The 15,091-nt window shown below is 72.5% G+C and carries 11 protein-coding genes; 6 read left to right on the forward strand and 5 right to left on the reverse strand.

Features of this window, described 5'->3' with window-relative positions; genetic code table 11:
- Window positions 1-13: 13 nt before the first annotated feature.
- Both WMF14_RS44590 and aspS read right to left on the reverse strand, forming a co-directional pair.
- Entirely contained in the window at window positions 14-1,399 is a 1,386-nt protein-coding gene (locus WMF14_RS44590; protein WP_437796553.1) for a DUF4388 domain-containing protein, read from the reverse strand.
- A gap of 208 nt (window positions 1,400-1,607) precedes the next feature.
- Window positions 1,608-3,557: an aspartate--tRNA ligase gene (gene aspS / locus WMF14_RS44595; RefSeq protein WP_437796555.1), complete on the reverse strand. Its 1,950-nt coding sequence runs from the start codon at window positions 3,555-3,557 to the stop codon at window positions 1,608-1,610.
- Between the two features lie 243 nt (window positions 3,558-3,800).
- Here aspS and WMF14_RS44600 point away from each other — a divergent pair, with 243 nt between their 5' ends.
- Complete coding sequence (locus WMF14_RS44600) at window positions 3,801-5,771, forward strand: hypothetical protein (RefSeq protein WP_437796557.1); 1,971 nt, start codon at window positions 3,801-3,803, stop codon at window positions 5,769-5,771.
- Between the two features lie 104 nt (window positions 5,772-5,875).
- Here the strand turns inward: WMF14_RS44600 and WMF14_RS44605 are convergent, their stop codons facing one another.
- The 3 genes from WMF14_RS44605 to WMF14_RS44615 are packed head-to-tail and all read right to left on the reverse strand — an operon-like array spanning window position 5,876 to window position 10,237.
- On the reverse strand, window positions 5,876-8,050 hold the full coding sequence (locus WMF14_RS44605; RefSeq protein ID WP_272101859.1) for a transglutaminaseTgpA domain-containing protein: 2,175 nt from the start codon (window positions 8,048-8,050) through the stop codon (window positions 5,876-5,878).
- On the reverse strand, window positions 8,047-9,261 hold the full coding sequence (locus WMF14_RS44610; RefSeq protein ID WP_437796560.1) for a DUF58 domain-containing protein: 1,215 nt from the start codon (window positions 9,259-9,261) through the stop codon (window positions 8,047-8,049). The genes WMF14_RS44605 and WMF14_RS44610 overlap by 4 nt, the downstream gene beginning before the upstream one ends.
- Window positions 9,262-9,271: 10 nt before the next feature.
- Window positions 9,272-10,237: an AAA family ATPase gene (locus WMF14_RS44615; protein WP_044967114.1), complete on the reverse strand. Its 966-nt coding sequence runs from the start codon at window positions 10,235-10,237 to the stop codon at window positions 9,272-9,274.
- 287 nt (window positions 10,238-10,524) lie between these two features.
- On the opposite strand from WMF14_RS44615, the gene WMF14_RS44620 reads away from it, so the two are divergent.
- The 5 genes from WMF14_RS44620 to WMF14_RS44640 all read left to right on the forward strand — a co-directional run bounded on the left by WMF14_RS44620 (window position 10,525) and on the right by WMF14_RS44640 (window position 14,975).
- Complete coding sequence (locus WMF14_RS44620) at window positions 10,525-11,691, forward strand: decaprenyl-phosphate phosphoribosyltransferase (RefSeq protein WP_272101856.1); 1,167 nt, start codon at window positions 10,525-10,527, stop codon at window positions 11,689-11,691.
- Entirely contained in the window at window positions 11,691-12,431 is a 741-nt protein-coding gene (locus tag WMF14_RS44625; protein ID WP_272101855.1) for a CPBP family glutamic-type intramembrane protease, read from the forward strand. The genes WMF14_RS44620 and WMF14_RS44625 overlap by 1 nt, the downstream gene beginning before the upstream one ends.
- A gap of 102 nt (window positions 12,432-12,533) precedes the next feature.
- Window positions 12,534-13,196 carry an NUDIX hydrolase gene (locus tag WMF14_RS44630; RefSeq protein ID WP_437796563.1) on the forward strand — a complete coding sequence of 221 codons (663 nt, stop codon included), beginning with the start codon at window positions 12,534-12,536 and terminating at the stop codon, window positions 13,194-13,196.
- Complete coding sequence (locus WMF14_RS44635) at window positions 13,196-14,143, forward strand: NAD(+)/NADH kinase (protein ID WP_272101853.1); 948 nt, start codon at window positions 13,196-13,198, stop codon at window positions 14,141-14,143. Before WMF14_RS44630 ends, WMF14_RS44635 begins: the two co-directional genes overlap by 1 nt.
- A gap of 496 nt (window positions 14,144-14,639) precedes the next feature.
- Complete coding sequence (locus WMF14_RS44640; RefSeq protein ID WP_012240887.1) at window positions 14,640-14,975, forward strand: HU family DNA-binding protein; 336 nt, start codon at window positions 14,640-14,642, stop codon at window positions 14,973-14,975.
- The last annotated feature ends 116 nt before the right edge of the window (window positions 14,976-15,091 follow it).

Here is a 15,091-nt window from a genome sequence, read left to right on the forward strand (position 1 = left end):
GCGGCCGCGGCGCTCAGGCCGCCCTGGTCCTCAGCACCCGCGACTGAAGGAACTGGTAGATCGTCTTGATCGCGTCGAACGAGCCGACCGCGCTCTCCTTGATCACCTCGTTCACCGTGCGCGAGCCGTTGACCGCGCCGAGCACGAGCTGCTCGATGCGCGTCAGCTTGCCGGAGCCCACGCCGTCGAGCGCGACCTGGTCCACGACCACCACCTGGTCGAAGTTGATCGTCCCCTCCATGAGCCGCCACTCGTCGACGCGCCGGAACCCCTCGAGCACCAGCGCGGACACCGGGAGGCCGAGGTGCGCCTGCTCGACCTCGGGGCGGAACGGCTCGCGCGTGAACGAGAAGCGCCCGTACGGCCAGCGCAGCACCTCGTAGATGAGCTCGCTCGACTGCCGCTCCAGCACGGCGATGAGGTCGTCGTTCGTCGCGACGCCGGCCTCCACGAGCACCTGGCCGAGCAGCGCGTGCGGCCGCTTCGCGCGGAGCAGCGCCTCGAGCCGCTCCCGCGTCAGGAGCCCGCGCTCGATGAAGTAGCGCCCCAGCTTGAACTCGTCCGACGAGTTGCGCGCCTGCACCAGATCGATGAGCCCCTGGCGGAGCGAGATCGTGACCGACGCGCGGTTCGTGGTCACCCGAAGCACGCCCGTCTGCCGCTGCATCTGGAGCAGCTGGAGGATCTCGGCGAGCGGGATCGCGGAGACGTCGCCGCTCATCACCTCCTTCGCGTCCGCGGGCGTGTCGTCGAGATCGCGGAGCGTCAGGGTCAGCTTGGAGACCACCTCGGTCGTCATCACGCGGGCGACCGCCTGCATCACCGCGGCCTCGTTGGTCCGCGCCTCGATCGAGAGGCTCATGATCGCCGGCGTCATCACCGTCGACAGCTGCTGCGCGAACTCCGCGCCGGCGCGCTGGCGCATGCTCCTGGCGAGGAGGCTCGGCCGCACGCTCTCGGCGATCGTGTCCTCGTCGGGCATCTTCGCGCCCTCGGGCACGGGCCGCGCGCGCCCCTCCGCCGCCTTCGAGAGCGCGCCCTCGATCACCGCGACGAGCGCGCGCGCGTCGAACGGCTTGGTGATCGCGTCGACGGCGCCGGTCTGCTGGACGAACTGCCCCCTGAGCTTGTCGCCCTTGGCGCTCATCAGGACGACGGGCACGTTGCGGTGCGACGGGTTCGAGCGGAGCTCCCGGCAGAAGGCGTAGCCGTTCATCCTCGGCATCACGAAATCGAGGAGGACGAGATCGTACTTCGGTCCCTTCTTGACCAGCTCGATCCCCGCGAGCCCGTCGCGCGCCACGGTCGGGTCGAACCCATTGCGAGCGAGGATGGCGCTGACGACCTTCAGGATGGTCGGGCTGTCATCGACAACGAGGACTCGCGCCGGGGAGGCCATGGCGAAGGATACAGGCCCTACCCTACCAGAAGTGCGCGGCCTGCAAACATAAAGGCCAACACGACCGGCCGCGCGCGGCGAGGCAGAGCACAGCGAGCGCGATCGCGGCGGCGGTGCGGCAGCGCGGCGAGGGGCCCGCCGCGCTGCCACACCACCGCCGCCACCGCCGGAGGTGCATCCGATCGCGCGCGTGCCCCCCGGGCCGGCATCAGGCGCCGGCGCTGCCGGTGCCCGTCGCGCCCTGCCGGGTGTCCGCGGCCGCGACCGCCGTCTTCACGTGAAGCTCGGCGAGCTGCGCGGCGTCGACGATCACGGGCGCGCCCGTCATCTGATCAGTGCCCTGGTTGGTCTTCGGGAACGGGATGACGTCCCTGAGCGTCGGCGCGCCGCTGAGCAGCATCGCGAGCCGGTCCATGCCGATCGCGATGCCGCCGTGCGGGGGCGCGCCGCTGCGGAGCGCGTCCAGGAGGAAGCCGAACTTGTCGCGCGCGTCGTTCTCGTCGATGCCCAGCGTCTTGAAGACGCGCGCCTGCACCTCGGGATCGTGCAGCCGGATCGAGCCGCCGCCGATCTCGAACCCGTTCAGCACGAGATCGTAACGGTAACACTCGACGCGCGCCGGATCGCTCTCGAGCAGCGGGACGTGCTCGTCGATCGGCCGCGTGAACGCGTGGTGCGCGGCGGCCCAGCGCCCCGTGTCCTCGTCGAACTCGAACAGAGGTGGGTTCGTCACCCAGAGGAACCTCCACTGGTCACCATGCCCGTACTCCGGGATGAGCCCCATCTTCTTCGCGACGTCGATGCGGAGCTTCGCCATCACGGTGTGCACAACGGCTTCCTTGCCGAACTGGAAGCAGAGGACATCGCCCGGCTTGGCGCCGAGCACCTCGTTCAGCTTCTGCCGGAGCTCCGGCGTGATCGACTTCGTGAGGGGCGACTGCGTCCAGGAGCCGTCCTCGGCGAGCTTGGCGCGCGCGAGGCCGCGGAAGCCCTTCACGTCGCGGAGCCCGCGCTCGAGGTCCTCGGTCTGCTGGCGGGACAGGTTGGCGCTCGCCGGGATCACGAGCCCCTTCACGATCTCGGCCGGCAGGTCGCGCCGCAGCTTGCCCGACTTGAACTTCTCGGCGAGCTCGACCCAGAACGGCACCCCGCCGCCGTTGTGCTCGATGATGAGGTCCGTGAGGTCGGTGTGCTCGATCCCGAAGCGGAGGTCGGGCTTGTCGTTGCCGAAGCGGCGCATCGACTCGGCGTACGGCATGCGCGGGAAGCGTCCCGTCGGGTAGAGCTCGGTGAGGTCCTTGCCGAGGGCGGCCTTGAACACCGCGAAGACGAGCCCCTCCATCAGCCCGAAGACGTCGTCCTGGTTCACGAACGACAGCTCGACGTCGATCTGGGTGAACTCCGGCTGCCGGTCGATGCGCAGGTCCTCGTCCCGGAAGCACTTCACGATCTGGAAGTAGCGGTCGAAGCCCGCGACCATGAAGAGCTGCTTGTAGAGCTGCGGGCTCTCGGCGAGCGCGTAGAACTTGCCGGCCGAGATGCGCGAGGGGACGAGGAAGTTGCGCGCCCCGCCCGGCGTGTACTTCACGAGGAAGGGCGTCTCGAGCTCGATGCAGCCCTTGTCCGACAGGTAATTCCGCGTCGCCCGGTTGATCTCGTGGCGCATCCGCAGCGCCCGCTGGAGCGGGGCCCGGCGCAGGTCGAGGTACCGGTGCTGCAGGCGGATCTCCTCGCGCGTCTCGATCTCGTCCGCGATCTCGAACGGCGGCGTCTCCGCCCTGTTGAAGATCGTCGCCTCGGCGACCCAGACCTCGATGGCCCCCGTGTCGATCTTGTCGTTCACGTTGCCTTCGCGGCTGACCACGACGCCCCGGACGCCGACGACCCACTCGGACCGGGCCCGCTCGGCGGCGGCGTGCGCGTCGACGAGGTCCTTCTCCTCCGCCTTCAGGCCATGCTTCCTGATCGCCTCGAGGTAGCTGCGATCGAAGACGATCTGCGTCACGCCCGTGCGGTCGCGGAGGTCGATGAAGATGCAGCCGCCGTGATCGCGGCGCCGCGCGACCCAGCCGAACAGCACGACTTCCTTGCCGATGTCCGCCTCGCGCAGATCGCCGCAGCGGTGCGTCCTCTTGAGCTCATCGATGAAACGGGACACGAGACGACCTCCGATTTTCCGTGGAAGGGGCGACTCTAGCCCAGGTCGCCGCTCACCGCCTCTCCGTATCCTCCGCGCCCCGCGCGCGGATCGGCCCCGTGCGCGTTTCGGTGGCGGCGCGGCGCGCGGGGCGGCGGGGCGGCGCGCGGCGCGGGCCAGGCGCCGCCGCGCGCCGCCGCCGAAGCGCGCGCCGGCGCGCGCCGGAACTTGGCCCGGCCGCGGCCGATCTGGCATGGCCGCTCGGTGGGCTCCGGAGAGAAACGCTGCTGGCTCGATCGGTCGCTCGCCTTGCTGTCGGCCGCGCTGCCCTTCGGGCTGTCGCTGGCCCGCGCCGCCTCCTCGGGGCAATGGCGGGAAGATCTCACGGCCGTCCGGGATCTCGGCCTCGTCGCGGTCGGCGTGGGCGGCGGCCTGTCGACGGCGCTCTCGCAGGCGCTCAGCCTGCTCCCGCTGGGCTCACGCACCTTCCGCACCGCCCTCGGATCGGCGCTCGCGCTCGCGCTCGCGTCGCGCCTGCTCTACGGGATGGTCCGCCGCCTCCTCCTGGAGTCCGCGCGGCCGGCGCCCTTCCCCGGGCTCTCGCTCTGGCGCAGGCTCCGCGGCGGCGCAGCCGAGGTGACCCCCGCCGGCGCGCCCGCCGCGCCGGACACGCTCGGCGGCACCGTGAGCCCGCGGCTCGCCTCCGTGCTCTCCGCGATCGCCGTCCTGACGGCGGCCCTGTCGCCGACGTGGCAGCGCGAGGCGACTGTCGGCGGCGGCGCCATGGTCGCCACCTGCTGCGCGCTCGTGACGCTCGCGCTCGCGTCGACGTGCGCCGAGCAGGCGCGGCACGCCGGGCGCGCGTGGATCGCGCTCGGCGCGCTCCTCGGCGCCACGTTCGCCGAGAGCCCCCCCGCCGGCCTCGCCGCGCTCGCGGCGTCGTACGCGATGTTCCTCGCGCGCGGCGGCGCACAGCACGCGAGCGGGCGCCCCGCCGAGGCCTCGGCCGGCGGCCCGCCCCGGCGCCTGCTGGGCGCCGCCGCCGGCGCGGGGGCGCTCACGGCCGCGCTCCTGCTCGCGCCGCTCGCGCTCAGGCCCCTCGCGCCGCGCGCCTGGGCCGACATCGGCCGCGCGCTCACGGCCGGCAGCCTCTCCGCCCTCGACGTCGCGAGCGCCCGCACCACGGCGCTCGCCGCGTGGAGCCGCGAGATCGGCGTCGTCTCCCTGCTCATCGCCGCGGCCGGGCTCTCGCTCTCGCTCCTGCGCCCGCGCGCGCGGTGGCTCGTCGCGCCCTTCCTCGTCCTGCTCGCGCTCGACACCCTCCTGCCCGCGCGGGCTGCCGGCGTGCTCTCCGCGGATCCGCTCACCCCCCTGCGCTCGCTCGCGGTCGCCGCGATCGCCATCGGATCGGCGCTCGGCGCGCACGCCGCGGTGCGGGCGCTGCTCCACACGCGCGTGCCGTTCTCGCGGAGCGGCGCGGCGCTGCTCGTCGTCTTCCAGCTGACGCTGGTCGCGCTGACGAGCGAGGAGGCGGGCTTCGCCGCCGATCGGAGCGAGCAGACGGCCGCCGAGGTCTGGACCGACGAGGCGTACGGGAGCCTCGATCCCGGCTCCGCGATCCTCGTGCGATCGCCGGCGATCACGTGGCGGGTGTGGGCGGCGCGGATCACGCGCGGCGAGCGGCCGGATGTCCTCGTGGTCCCGATCCCGCTGCTCGATCGCGGCCACGTCGCCGCGAGCCTGCTCGCCGACGAGCGCAAGCTCGCGCCGCTGCTGCGCGACTTCGCGCTCGCGGGCGAGCCCGGCGAGTTCGCCCTCTCCACGCTGGCCGACGTCCGGCCGCTCCACGTGGAGCTCGACCCGCGCTGGTCGAAGAAGCTGCTCGGCCACCTGAACGTCGCCGGCATCTGGCTCGAGTACGCCCCGCAGCCGCTCGGCGCCTCGGATCGCAAGCTGGCGACCGCGCAGTCGATCGCGCCGCTCAGGCGCGTGCTGGAGTCGCTCTCGATCGCCGCGGTGCCGGACACGTCGACGGCGGCCGTCCTCGCGTCCACGATGCGAAGCCAGTCGGACGTCGTGAGCCTGCTGGGCGAGCGCGTCGTGGCGCAGTCGTTCCTCGACCGGCTGGGCGAGCTCGCGCCCCAGGATCCGTTCATCTCCGGCGGCCCGAGCCGCCGCGCCGTCGCCGGCATCCGGCAGGCGTTCATCGCGAGGCGGCCTCTGCGCCGCCGTTGACGCGGCCCGCGCGGCGCAGCCCGCGTGGCCCGCGCGCCGCGGCCCCGGGCGCGCCGCTCGTCTTCCCCTCGTCTTCCCCTCGTCTTCCCGGTCCCCGGCCGCGATCAGGGCGACGCGGCGAGCCCGCTGTCGCTCGCAGCGCGCGCCCGCCGCTCCGCCCCGCGCAGCGCCTTGACCCGCCGCTCGAAGTCGCGGCTGTCGTCCTCCGTGAGCGTCGCCCCGCCGAAGCGGGCGCGCAGGTAGACCTGCGTGAGCGTCAGGATCTCGCGCGCCAGCGGGTGATCCGCGAGCTCCAGCGCCTCGGCGTGACGCAGCGGCGGCAAGCTGGGGGGGCGCGGCACGCCCTGGACGAGCATGGCGGCCTCCAGGCCCTCGTAGAGCGCGGTCGCCAGGATCGCGCTCGGCGTGCGGCCGGCGTCCGCGCGGCGCTCCTCGCGCCCGCGGCGCGTGCGGCGGAAGCGCCAGTAGAGCAGGCCGCCGCCCAGCGCGAGCGCGACGGCGGCGACGGCGAGGATCCGCGGGCGCGACAGCGAGAGGTCGCTGCTCGATCCGGACCTCCGGTAGCGCGACGTCAGCGTCTGGAGCAGGCCCACCTGCTGGTTCAGGTCGTAGCCGACGACGTGCCTGTCCCAGCGCTGGCTCGTCGCCTCGATGAAATCGCGGAGGTACGCCCAGGCCCCGACCAGCTCGCTCTTCGGCGCCGCGTCGGCCGGCGGCGTCGGGTCGAACGTCATCCACCCCTCGCCGTCGAGGTACACCTCGACCCACGAGTGGGCGTCGCCCTGGCGCACCGCATAGAACCGGCCGAAGCGGTTGTAGGTGCCGCCGACGAAGCCCGTCACGTTGCGCGTCGGGACGTCCACCGCGCGCAGCAGGATGGCCATCGCGGTCGAGTAGAACTCGCAGTGCCCGCGCTTCGACTCGAACAGGAAGTGATCGAGCGGCTGCGGGTCCGCGCCCGACGGCGACGCAAGGTCGTACCGGTACTCCGTGCGCAGGTGCTCCTGGATCGCCCGCGCCCGGTCCGCCGGACGATCCACGCCTTGCGTCCACTGCTGCGCGAGCTCGACGACGCGCGACGGCAGATCCCTCGGGAGATCCAGGTAGCGCCGCCGCTCGGCCGCCGGCAGGCGCTGGAAGGTCGGCGACCGCTTCCGCGACAGGAAGACGTCGTAGACAAGCCCGCGATCGTCCGTGGGCTGGTACCTGAGCTCCCCCTCCGGCCCGCGCTGGGCCATCGCGTTCGCGTCGACCCCGAGCTGCCCGCGGTGCTTGAGCCGGAGCCCCGTGGCGTTCGGCGGCAGGAAGATCACGGGCGGATCGATGGGCTCGAGATCGATGCGCATCACCGGGTCGACCGCCGGGTCCGGGTACCGCTCGATCGGCACGAGCCCTCCGTCGCTCTCCGTGGGGCGCTTGAAGGTCTCGCTCTGGGTCCAGGTGCGGCCGTCGTACGCGTCGAGCGCGGTGCCGCGCAGGTGCATCGTGAGGCGCGGGGGCGGCGGCTCGGGGAGCTCGGGGATCTCGACCCGCATCGCCAGCTTGGGGTCGCTGCGCAGCACGCCGACCGCGCCGAGGTCGACCTTGCCCGAGAAGCCGATCATCCGCCCGGTGTGGCCGCGGTTGAGCAGGAGCAGCGAGAGGCCGACGCGCGGGAAGATGACGAACAGGAGCGCGGTGAAGACGAAGATCGGGACGGAGAGCAGGCAGGTGACGGCCAGGAACGAGCGCCCGACGACCCGCCTCGAGCGCAGGATGCGCGGCACGTCCACGGGCAGCCCCGTCCGGTCGCGCGCCCCCTGCCGGTAGTTGCCCTCGACCTCGCGCCGCAGGTGGCTGAGCACGAGCGCGCCCGGAGCGACGACGAGCACCCCCAGGAAGCACAGCCCGTAGCCCATGCCGCCGCCGAGGACGGTCCCGGCGATGAGGTGCAGCAGCGCGAGCACGATGACCTGCTGGTCGTGCGCCGCCCCTTTGCGCGTCGCGAGCCGGATGATCTGCAGCGCGGCGGCGAACTCCACGAGCACGTCGAGCACGCTCGCGTCGGTGGCGACGATGCGGACCACCTGGACGGCGATGACCGCCAGCAGGATGCCCGTGTCGAGGTGGCGGAGCGCCGGGTGCCGCTGCCACGACTCGCGGACGACGAGCGCGAGCCCGAGGCTGATGAGGATCGCCCAGCTCACGTAGCGGTTGAACTGTCCGCTGGCGACGAGGGCGATGACGCCGAGCGCCGCGAGCGCGTCGGTCATGACCCGGTGCACCATCCCGAACCTCATGACGCGCTCCTCGGCGCGCCGGCGCGGCGCTCACCGCTGCTCGGGCTCGATCCCTGGCGCAGCGGCGCGCGGGCGCCGCGCTCGGGCGCCCGGCCGTCGTCGACCGCATCGAGCAGCGCCAGGAAGCGGAGGATCGCGTCGGAGCCGATGTTGCGATCGCCGCGCACCCGCTCGCCCAGCGTCGTCGCGACGACCACGGCGTCGCCGCGCTTGATGTGGGCGACGGCGCGCGACGCCGCCTCGCGGATCCTCCGCTCGAAGGTCGGCGCGAACGCGTCGCCCTCCCCGGCGGGGCGCACCGTGTCGACGACGATCTGCACGTCCGGCCGCGTCTCGCGGGTGCGCTCGCGCAGCACCAGCTGGTCGCGCATCGTGCTCTTCTTCCAGTAGATGTCGCGCGGATCGTCCCCGTCGCGCATCGGCCGGAGGCCGAAGGTCTCGTCGCCGCCCCCGCGCCCGCTGAGGCTCGCGCCGCCCTCGCGCCGGCCCGCGTCCTCGACCGGGAGCCGGACCGGATCGACCGCGGGGTAGATGATGAGATCGCCCTCGGCCTCGACCTCCCGCGATTTCTCGAACAGCCCGAAGGGAAAGCGGGTCGCGATGCGGAACCCGGTGTGCCGGTCGCGGCCGCGCCTCGCCGGCGTCCGCCGGTACGCGGCCACCTGCGCGCTGGAGGGGCTGATCTTCAGGAAGAAGCAGCGCTTGTCGGCCGGCTGGCCGGCGCGCAGATCTTCGACCTCGATCGCGTACGACGGCACGCGCTTCTTGTGGTTGTAGACCTCGATCTCGACGAGGTGAGCCCGGCCCACCTGGGCGCGGGCCGGGAGCCGCCGGGTCACCGTGAGGTGCTGCAGCGACAGGTCGCTCATCACGCCGGAGACGACGATCAGCGACAGCAGCATCCCCAGCAGCAGGTAGAGGAGGTTGTTGCCCGTGTTGATCGCCGCGAAGCCGACGCCCAGCGTGATCCCGAGGTAGTACTTTCCTTCCCGGGTGAACTTGAGCTTCCGGGGCGGCCTGAGGAACAGCAGGAGCCTCGTCCACAACGACGCCTTGTCCCCGCGCGGGGGCAGCAGCGGCCGCTGCTCGACCAGCGGTCTATCGCGCCTCGGCTTGCTCGGCCGGACGGCGCTCCGCACCGCTGCGCCGGCGCGCTCGGCGCCGCGGGAGCTGCCGCTGACTGATCCCCGCTCCCTGTCCTCTGCGCCCATCGCCCACCCCTCAGAGGGGGACCGGCACCCGCGCCACGAGGTCGCGCACAGCCGCCTCGCACTCGTCGCGGGTCGGCATGTAGCCCTCCGCGTGGGCCGAGAGCCGGACCCGGTGCGCCAGCACGGCGACCGCAAGGTTGTGGATGTCGTCCGCGATACAGTACGAGCGTCCGTAGAGGACCGCGCGCCCCCGGGCCGCGCGCGCCAGGTTCATGCCGGCGCGCGGCGATGCGCCCAGCGAGAGGGTCGGGCTCGATCGCGTGGCCGTGAGCACCGCCTGCAGGTAGGTCGCGAGCGACGAGTCGAGCTCGACGCGATCGACCTCGCGCTGCAGCGCGACGAGCTGGGCCGGATCGATGATCTGCGGCACGTTCCGCGCCCGGTCGGGCTCGCCGCCCTGGAGGAGCAGCCGCATCTCCACCTGGGGAGGCGGGTACCCGATCCGGATCCGCACCATGAACCGGTCGAGCTGCGACTCCGGCAGCGGGAACGTACCCGCGAAATCCTGCGGGTTCTGGGTCGCGAGCACGAAGAAGGGGTACGGCAGCGGCGTCGCCGTCCCCTCGATGGACACCTGCCCCTCGTTCATCGCCTCGAGCAGCGCCGACTGCGTCCGGGGGCTCGCCCGGTTGATCTCGTCGGCGAGCAGCACGTTCGCGAAGATCGGCCCCTGCCGGAAGACAAACTGCCCTAGCCGCTGGTCGAAGACGCTGACCCCGAGGACGTCGCTCGGCAGGAGATCGCTGGTGAACTGAACGCGACGGAGCTCGCCCCCCACGGCCTTGGCCAGCGCTCGGGCCAGCGTCGTCTTGCCGACGCCGGGTACGTCCTCGATGAGGACATGGCCCCGGGCGAGCAGCGCGATGAGCGCCAGCTCGACCGCCTCTGGCTTCCCTTCGAGGGCCTGCTCCACGGCAGAGCGAAGCTTCAGGAGCAGAGGCGAAGCTTCACGCGCGACCGAGAGCGCTGATGTCATCGGGGGCGATGGTAGCACGAGGTCACGGCCCGCCTGCGGGGATGCGCATTTTGCGTTCCACGAGCCGGGCTGGCGGGTGCGAACCCAGATTCGCGACCTCGCTGCGTGGCCGCCGGCCCGCGTGCGCTGCGGCACGTTCTTCCTGGTTCGTGGCCTGGAGGGGCTTCGGAGCTGCCGCTGGCGCTCGGTTTCGTCGATTTCGTCGGTTTCGGGCGCCGGCGCCCCCTGTGCTTTTAACTTGCCGCGGAATGGCCGGGACCTGTGCGCCCGAGTATGCTCCGCGCGCCGTGACCGCCTCGGGGCCCCTTTTTCGCAGCAGCGCCGCAGCCCTCCCTGCTCAGGAGGCGCCCGGCGCCGATGCTCACCCGGATGCGGGCGCGCCGGACGTGCCGGCGCCTGCCGAGCAGGGCGGTTCGCCCGCGTCGGTGAGCTCCGTCCCCGCCGGCAAGCCTCCGTCCTCGCCTCCGCGGAGCGCCGGCGCGCCGAGCTCCGGTCCGCCGGAGAGCGGGCCCCCCTCGGGCGGCTTGATCGCGCAGCCGCCCCTGTTGCCCGACTCCCCGAAGGGGACGCTGCTCTGGCGTGTGCGCGGGATGATCCGCGCGATGCGGCCCCACCAGTGGGTGAAGAACCTCTTCGTCCTCGCCCCCGTGGTGTTCGCCAAGCACCTGACCCACCCCTCGATCATCATGAGCGCGATCGGGGCCTTCGCGATCTTCTGCCTGCTCGCCGGCGCCGTCTACATCCTGAACGACATCGTCGACGTCGAGGCCGATCGGGTCCACCCGGTCAAGCGCTTCCGGCCGATCGCCTCGGGCCGCGTGCCCATCCCGGTCGCCAAGGCGATGGCGGTCGGCCTCGCGGTCATCGCGCTCGGCGCGAGCCTGCTCGGCCCGCCGCTCTTCGCGGTCGTCGCCGCCAGCTACTACGTCCTCAACGTCGCCTACTCGTTCCGGCTCAAGAAGATCGCCTACCTCGACGTCGGCTGCATCGCGATCTTCTTCGTGCTGCGGGTGCTCGCCGGCGGCTTCGCGACGAGGACACCGCTCTCCGGCTTCATGATCGCCTGCACCGCGCTGCTCGCGCTCTTCCTCGGCTTCGGCAAGCGCCGCCACGAGCTCGCCTCGGTCAACGCCTCGAAGCAGCGCGCGGCGCTCGATGGCTACTCGCCCTCCGCCCTGACGGCGGCGCTCGCCGTGACGGGCCTCGCCACCTTCGCCACCTACCTGGCGTACACGCTCGACCACGACACACAGCGGTTCTTCCAGAACCCGTACCTCTGGCTCACGGCGATCCACCCGCTCTTCGGCGGGATCCGGTTCCTCCAGCTCGTGGCCGGCAGCGCGAAGTCGGAGAGCCCCACCCAGGAGATCCTCCGGGACACGCCCTTCGTGCTGAACGTCGTCATGTGGTCGGCCGAGGTGCTGGTGATCGTGTACCGCCTGAGGCCGTCCTGATGCTCGGCGCCGGACCGGAGCTCGCCCGGCCGGGGGCGGCCCCTGCCGGCGACAAGCCCACCGCGAAGAGCGATGCGCTGACCGATCTCGCGCTGACGATGCCGATCTTCGTCCTCTATCACCTCGGCGTCGCCTTCCTCCCCATCCGCAACGCGGCGGATCCGGTCACCGCCGAGCTCCGCGCGCTGGCCAAGCACAGCCTCCCGCTCTACGCCGGCCTCACCGTCGCCGTCGGCGCCGCGTTCGTCCTCGTCCTTTCCATCCTCGGCCGCGGCCACGCCCTCCAGACGAGGCGCTTCGCGCTGCTCGCCGCCGAGGGCGCGCTCTACGCCATCCTGATGCGCTTCGCCGGCTCCTATGTGGTCGGCTCCCTCCGGCTCGGCCCGCCCGCCGCGTCGAACGACATCTTCACCGGGGTCGTGATGTCGCTCGGCGCGGGCTTCTACGAGGAGATCGCCTTCCGCGTCGGCCTCTACGGGCTGGGCGCGCTCGGGATCAAGTTCTTCTTCGGCAAGGGGGTCCAGGGGGTGGTGCTGATGGTCGGCTGGGCGGTCGTGGCCGCCGCCGTCTTCTCCGGCTGGCACTATGTCGGGTCGCTTGGCGATCCCTGGAACCTCCCCTCCTTCGTGTTCCGCATGGTGTGCGGGCTCGTTCTCACGGCGATCTACGTCTTCCGCGGCTTCGCGCCGGCCGTCTGGACCCACGCGCTCTACGACGTCTGGGTCCTCGTGCTCCGCTGAGCCCGGGGCCGCCCCGAGCGCGGGGGCGAGCGCGCGGCGGGCGCGGGGACGAGCCGCATCGCGATCGGCGGTCGTTTGGCGCTATGCTTCGCGCCTCGACGCATGCCGCTACCTCCCTTCCCGAAGCTCGCGCTCAAGCTGGTCCGGACGATCCCCTCGCTCGACGGCCCTGGTTTCCTCAACGTGCGACGCCAGGTGTTCCACGTCGAGTTCCCGGACGGCTCTCTGAGCGACCCGTTCACCTACGACAGCGTCGATCGCACCCGCCTCGACGCGGTGGTGATCGCCCCGCACTACCGCGGCGCGGACGGGCGCCGCCACGTCTTCCTCCGCTCGGCGTTCCGGCCCCCGGCCGCGACCCGCCCGCCCGAGGCGTGGCCCATCCCCGAGGCGCCGACGCTCGGCGCGATCTGGGAGCTGCCCGCCGGGCTCGTCGAGCTCGACGAGCGGAGCCCGGAGGGCCTGCAGCGCTCGGCCGCGCGCGAGTTGCTCGAGGAGGTCGGCTTCGACGTGCCCCCGTCGGCGCTCCAGCCGCTCGGCCCGTCGACGTTCCCGGCGCCGGGCATGGTGGGCGAGCGGCACTTCTTCTTTCACGTCGAGGTCGACCCGGCCCGCCAGGGGACGCCGCTCGAGGACGGCTCCCCCCTCGAGCGGTTCGCGGCCATCGCGGCGGTCCCGCTCGACCAGGCGATCGAGCTCACCCGCCGCGGCGTGATCGAGGACGCGAAGACGGAGGTGGCGCTCCGGCGCCTCGCGGAGCTCTGATGGCGGAACGATCCCCCACGCCCGCGCCGCGGCGTCCACCCCGCGTCGCGCTCGTCGTGAAGCGCTCCGCCTGGAAGATCTACCGCGAGGAGCGGAAGGACCCGCGCATCACGCGGCTCATCGAGGCCGGCGACTCCGCGGTCGCGCGCCTCAAGGCGTCGCACGATGCGCACGAGCAGACCGTGCGCGAGGTCAAGGCGGCGCTCGACGACATCGGGGCCCAGATCGACGTCGTCGCCAGCGCGGCGCAGTCCTTCGACGCCGGCGAGCTCGACCTCGTGATCACGGTCGGCGGCGACGGGACGCTCCTCAGCGCGTCCCACAACGTCGGCGACGTGCCGATCCTCGGCATCAACAGCGCGCCGGGCCACTCCGTCGGCTTCTTCTGCGGCGCGACGAGCCGCGACGCGGCGGACGCGATCGCGGGGGCGCTGAGCGGCTCGCTCCGCAGCACCGTGCTCACCCGCATGCAGGTCACGGTGAACGACAAGCTCGCCACCGGCCGCGTCCTGAACGACGCGCTCTTCTGCCACGTCTCCCCCGCGGCCACGTCGCGTTACGTGCTCCGGCTCGGCCGGGCCGAGGAGGAGCAGAAGTCGAGCGGCTTCTGGATCGGCCCCGCGGCCGGATCCACGGCCGCGCAGCGCTCCGCGGGCGGGCGCGTCCTGCCGCTCACGTCGAAGCGGCTCCAGCTCGTCGTCCGCGAGCCCTACACCCCCCACGGCGAGGAGTACCGCCTCCGTCACGCCCTGATCCAGCCGGGCGCCTCGCTCGTCGTGCGCAGCAAGACGCACGACGCGAAGCTCTTCTTCGACGGGCCGATCCACTCGGTGAGCGTCGGGTTCGGCGACGTCATCGAGTTCACGCAGGCGCCCCAGTCGCTGACGATCCTGGGCCTCTCCGCCAAGAGGAAGTGGGGCGCGGGCTCGGCGGCGAGCCGCCGCTAGAGCTCGGTGATCGCGCGGCCGTCCCCCGCGTGCGCGCGCCGGCGCGAGGCGCGCCGCGGGGTCGCGGGCCGTGAACGAGCGGGGCCTCGGCTCGCCCCACGCGCGCAAACGCGCGCGATCTCGGGCGTGGGCGGGGCGTGGGTGAGCCGAGCAGGGCCGTCGGCCGAGGAGGCTCGACCCGGAGAGGCCGCCCGGGCGACCAGGATCGCCTTCAACGGAAGGGGTTCGGGTGATCTCCTACGTCGAGCGCCCGGCGTCCGACCTCCCTCGCGGCGGGCGCGTGAGGCCTGGAGGAGCGGCGATTTGGGCTGTTTTCCCGCGGATTTGACGGCCCGTGCCAGGGGCCCCCCGGCCCTCCCTCCGGCGGAGCGACGCGCCCCCCGGGGCATGAAACCCCTTCTTTTGTAGCTCCGATCGACGATTCGACACTGGATCTGCGGCGGCCGTTGTGGTTCCTTTGGCCCGCAAGAGGGCACAAACCTCAGGAGGAATGAACATGGCGGCCAAGAAGGCGGATGGGAAGAAGAGCACGTCGCTCAGCAAGAGCGCGCTGATCAACGCGGTGGTCGAGGCCAACGAGAACGAGATCTCGCGCAAGCAGGTCAAGGCGATCCTCGAGTCGCTGACCGACATCGCGTACAAGGAGCTCAAGAAGAACGGCATCTTCACGATGCCCGGCTTCGCGAAGTTCCGCGTCGTCAAGAAGCCCGCGACCAAGGCGCGCGAGGGGATCAACCCCTTCACGAAGCAGCCGATGACGTTCGCGGCCAAGCCGGCCAGCAAGTCGGTCCGCGCCCGCCCCATCAAGGCGATCAAGGACTCGCTCTCCTGAGCCTCTCCGGCTCGCGGGAGGGCTCCGCTGCGCGGCGGAGGCCCGCGGCGGCCCCCTCGCCGGGGTTCACCCATCGCTGAGGGCGAGGGCGAGCACGGCTGGCCCCGCGCTGCCCC

Source organism: Sorangium sp. So ce693 (assembly GCF_051521375.1).
Lineage (GTDB): Bacteria > Myxococcota_A > Polyangia > Polyangiales > Polyangiaceae > Sorangium > Sorangium atrum.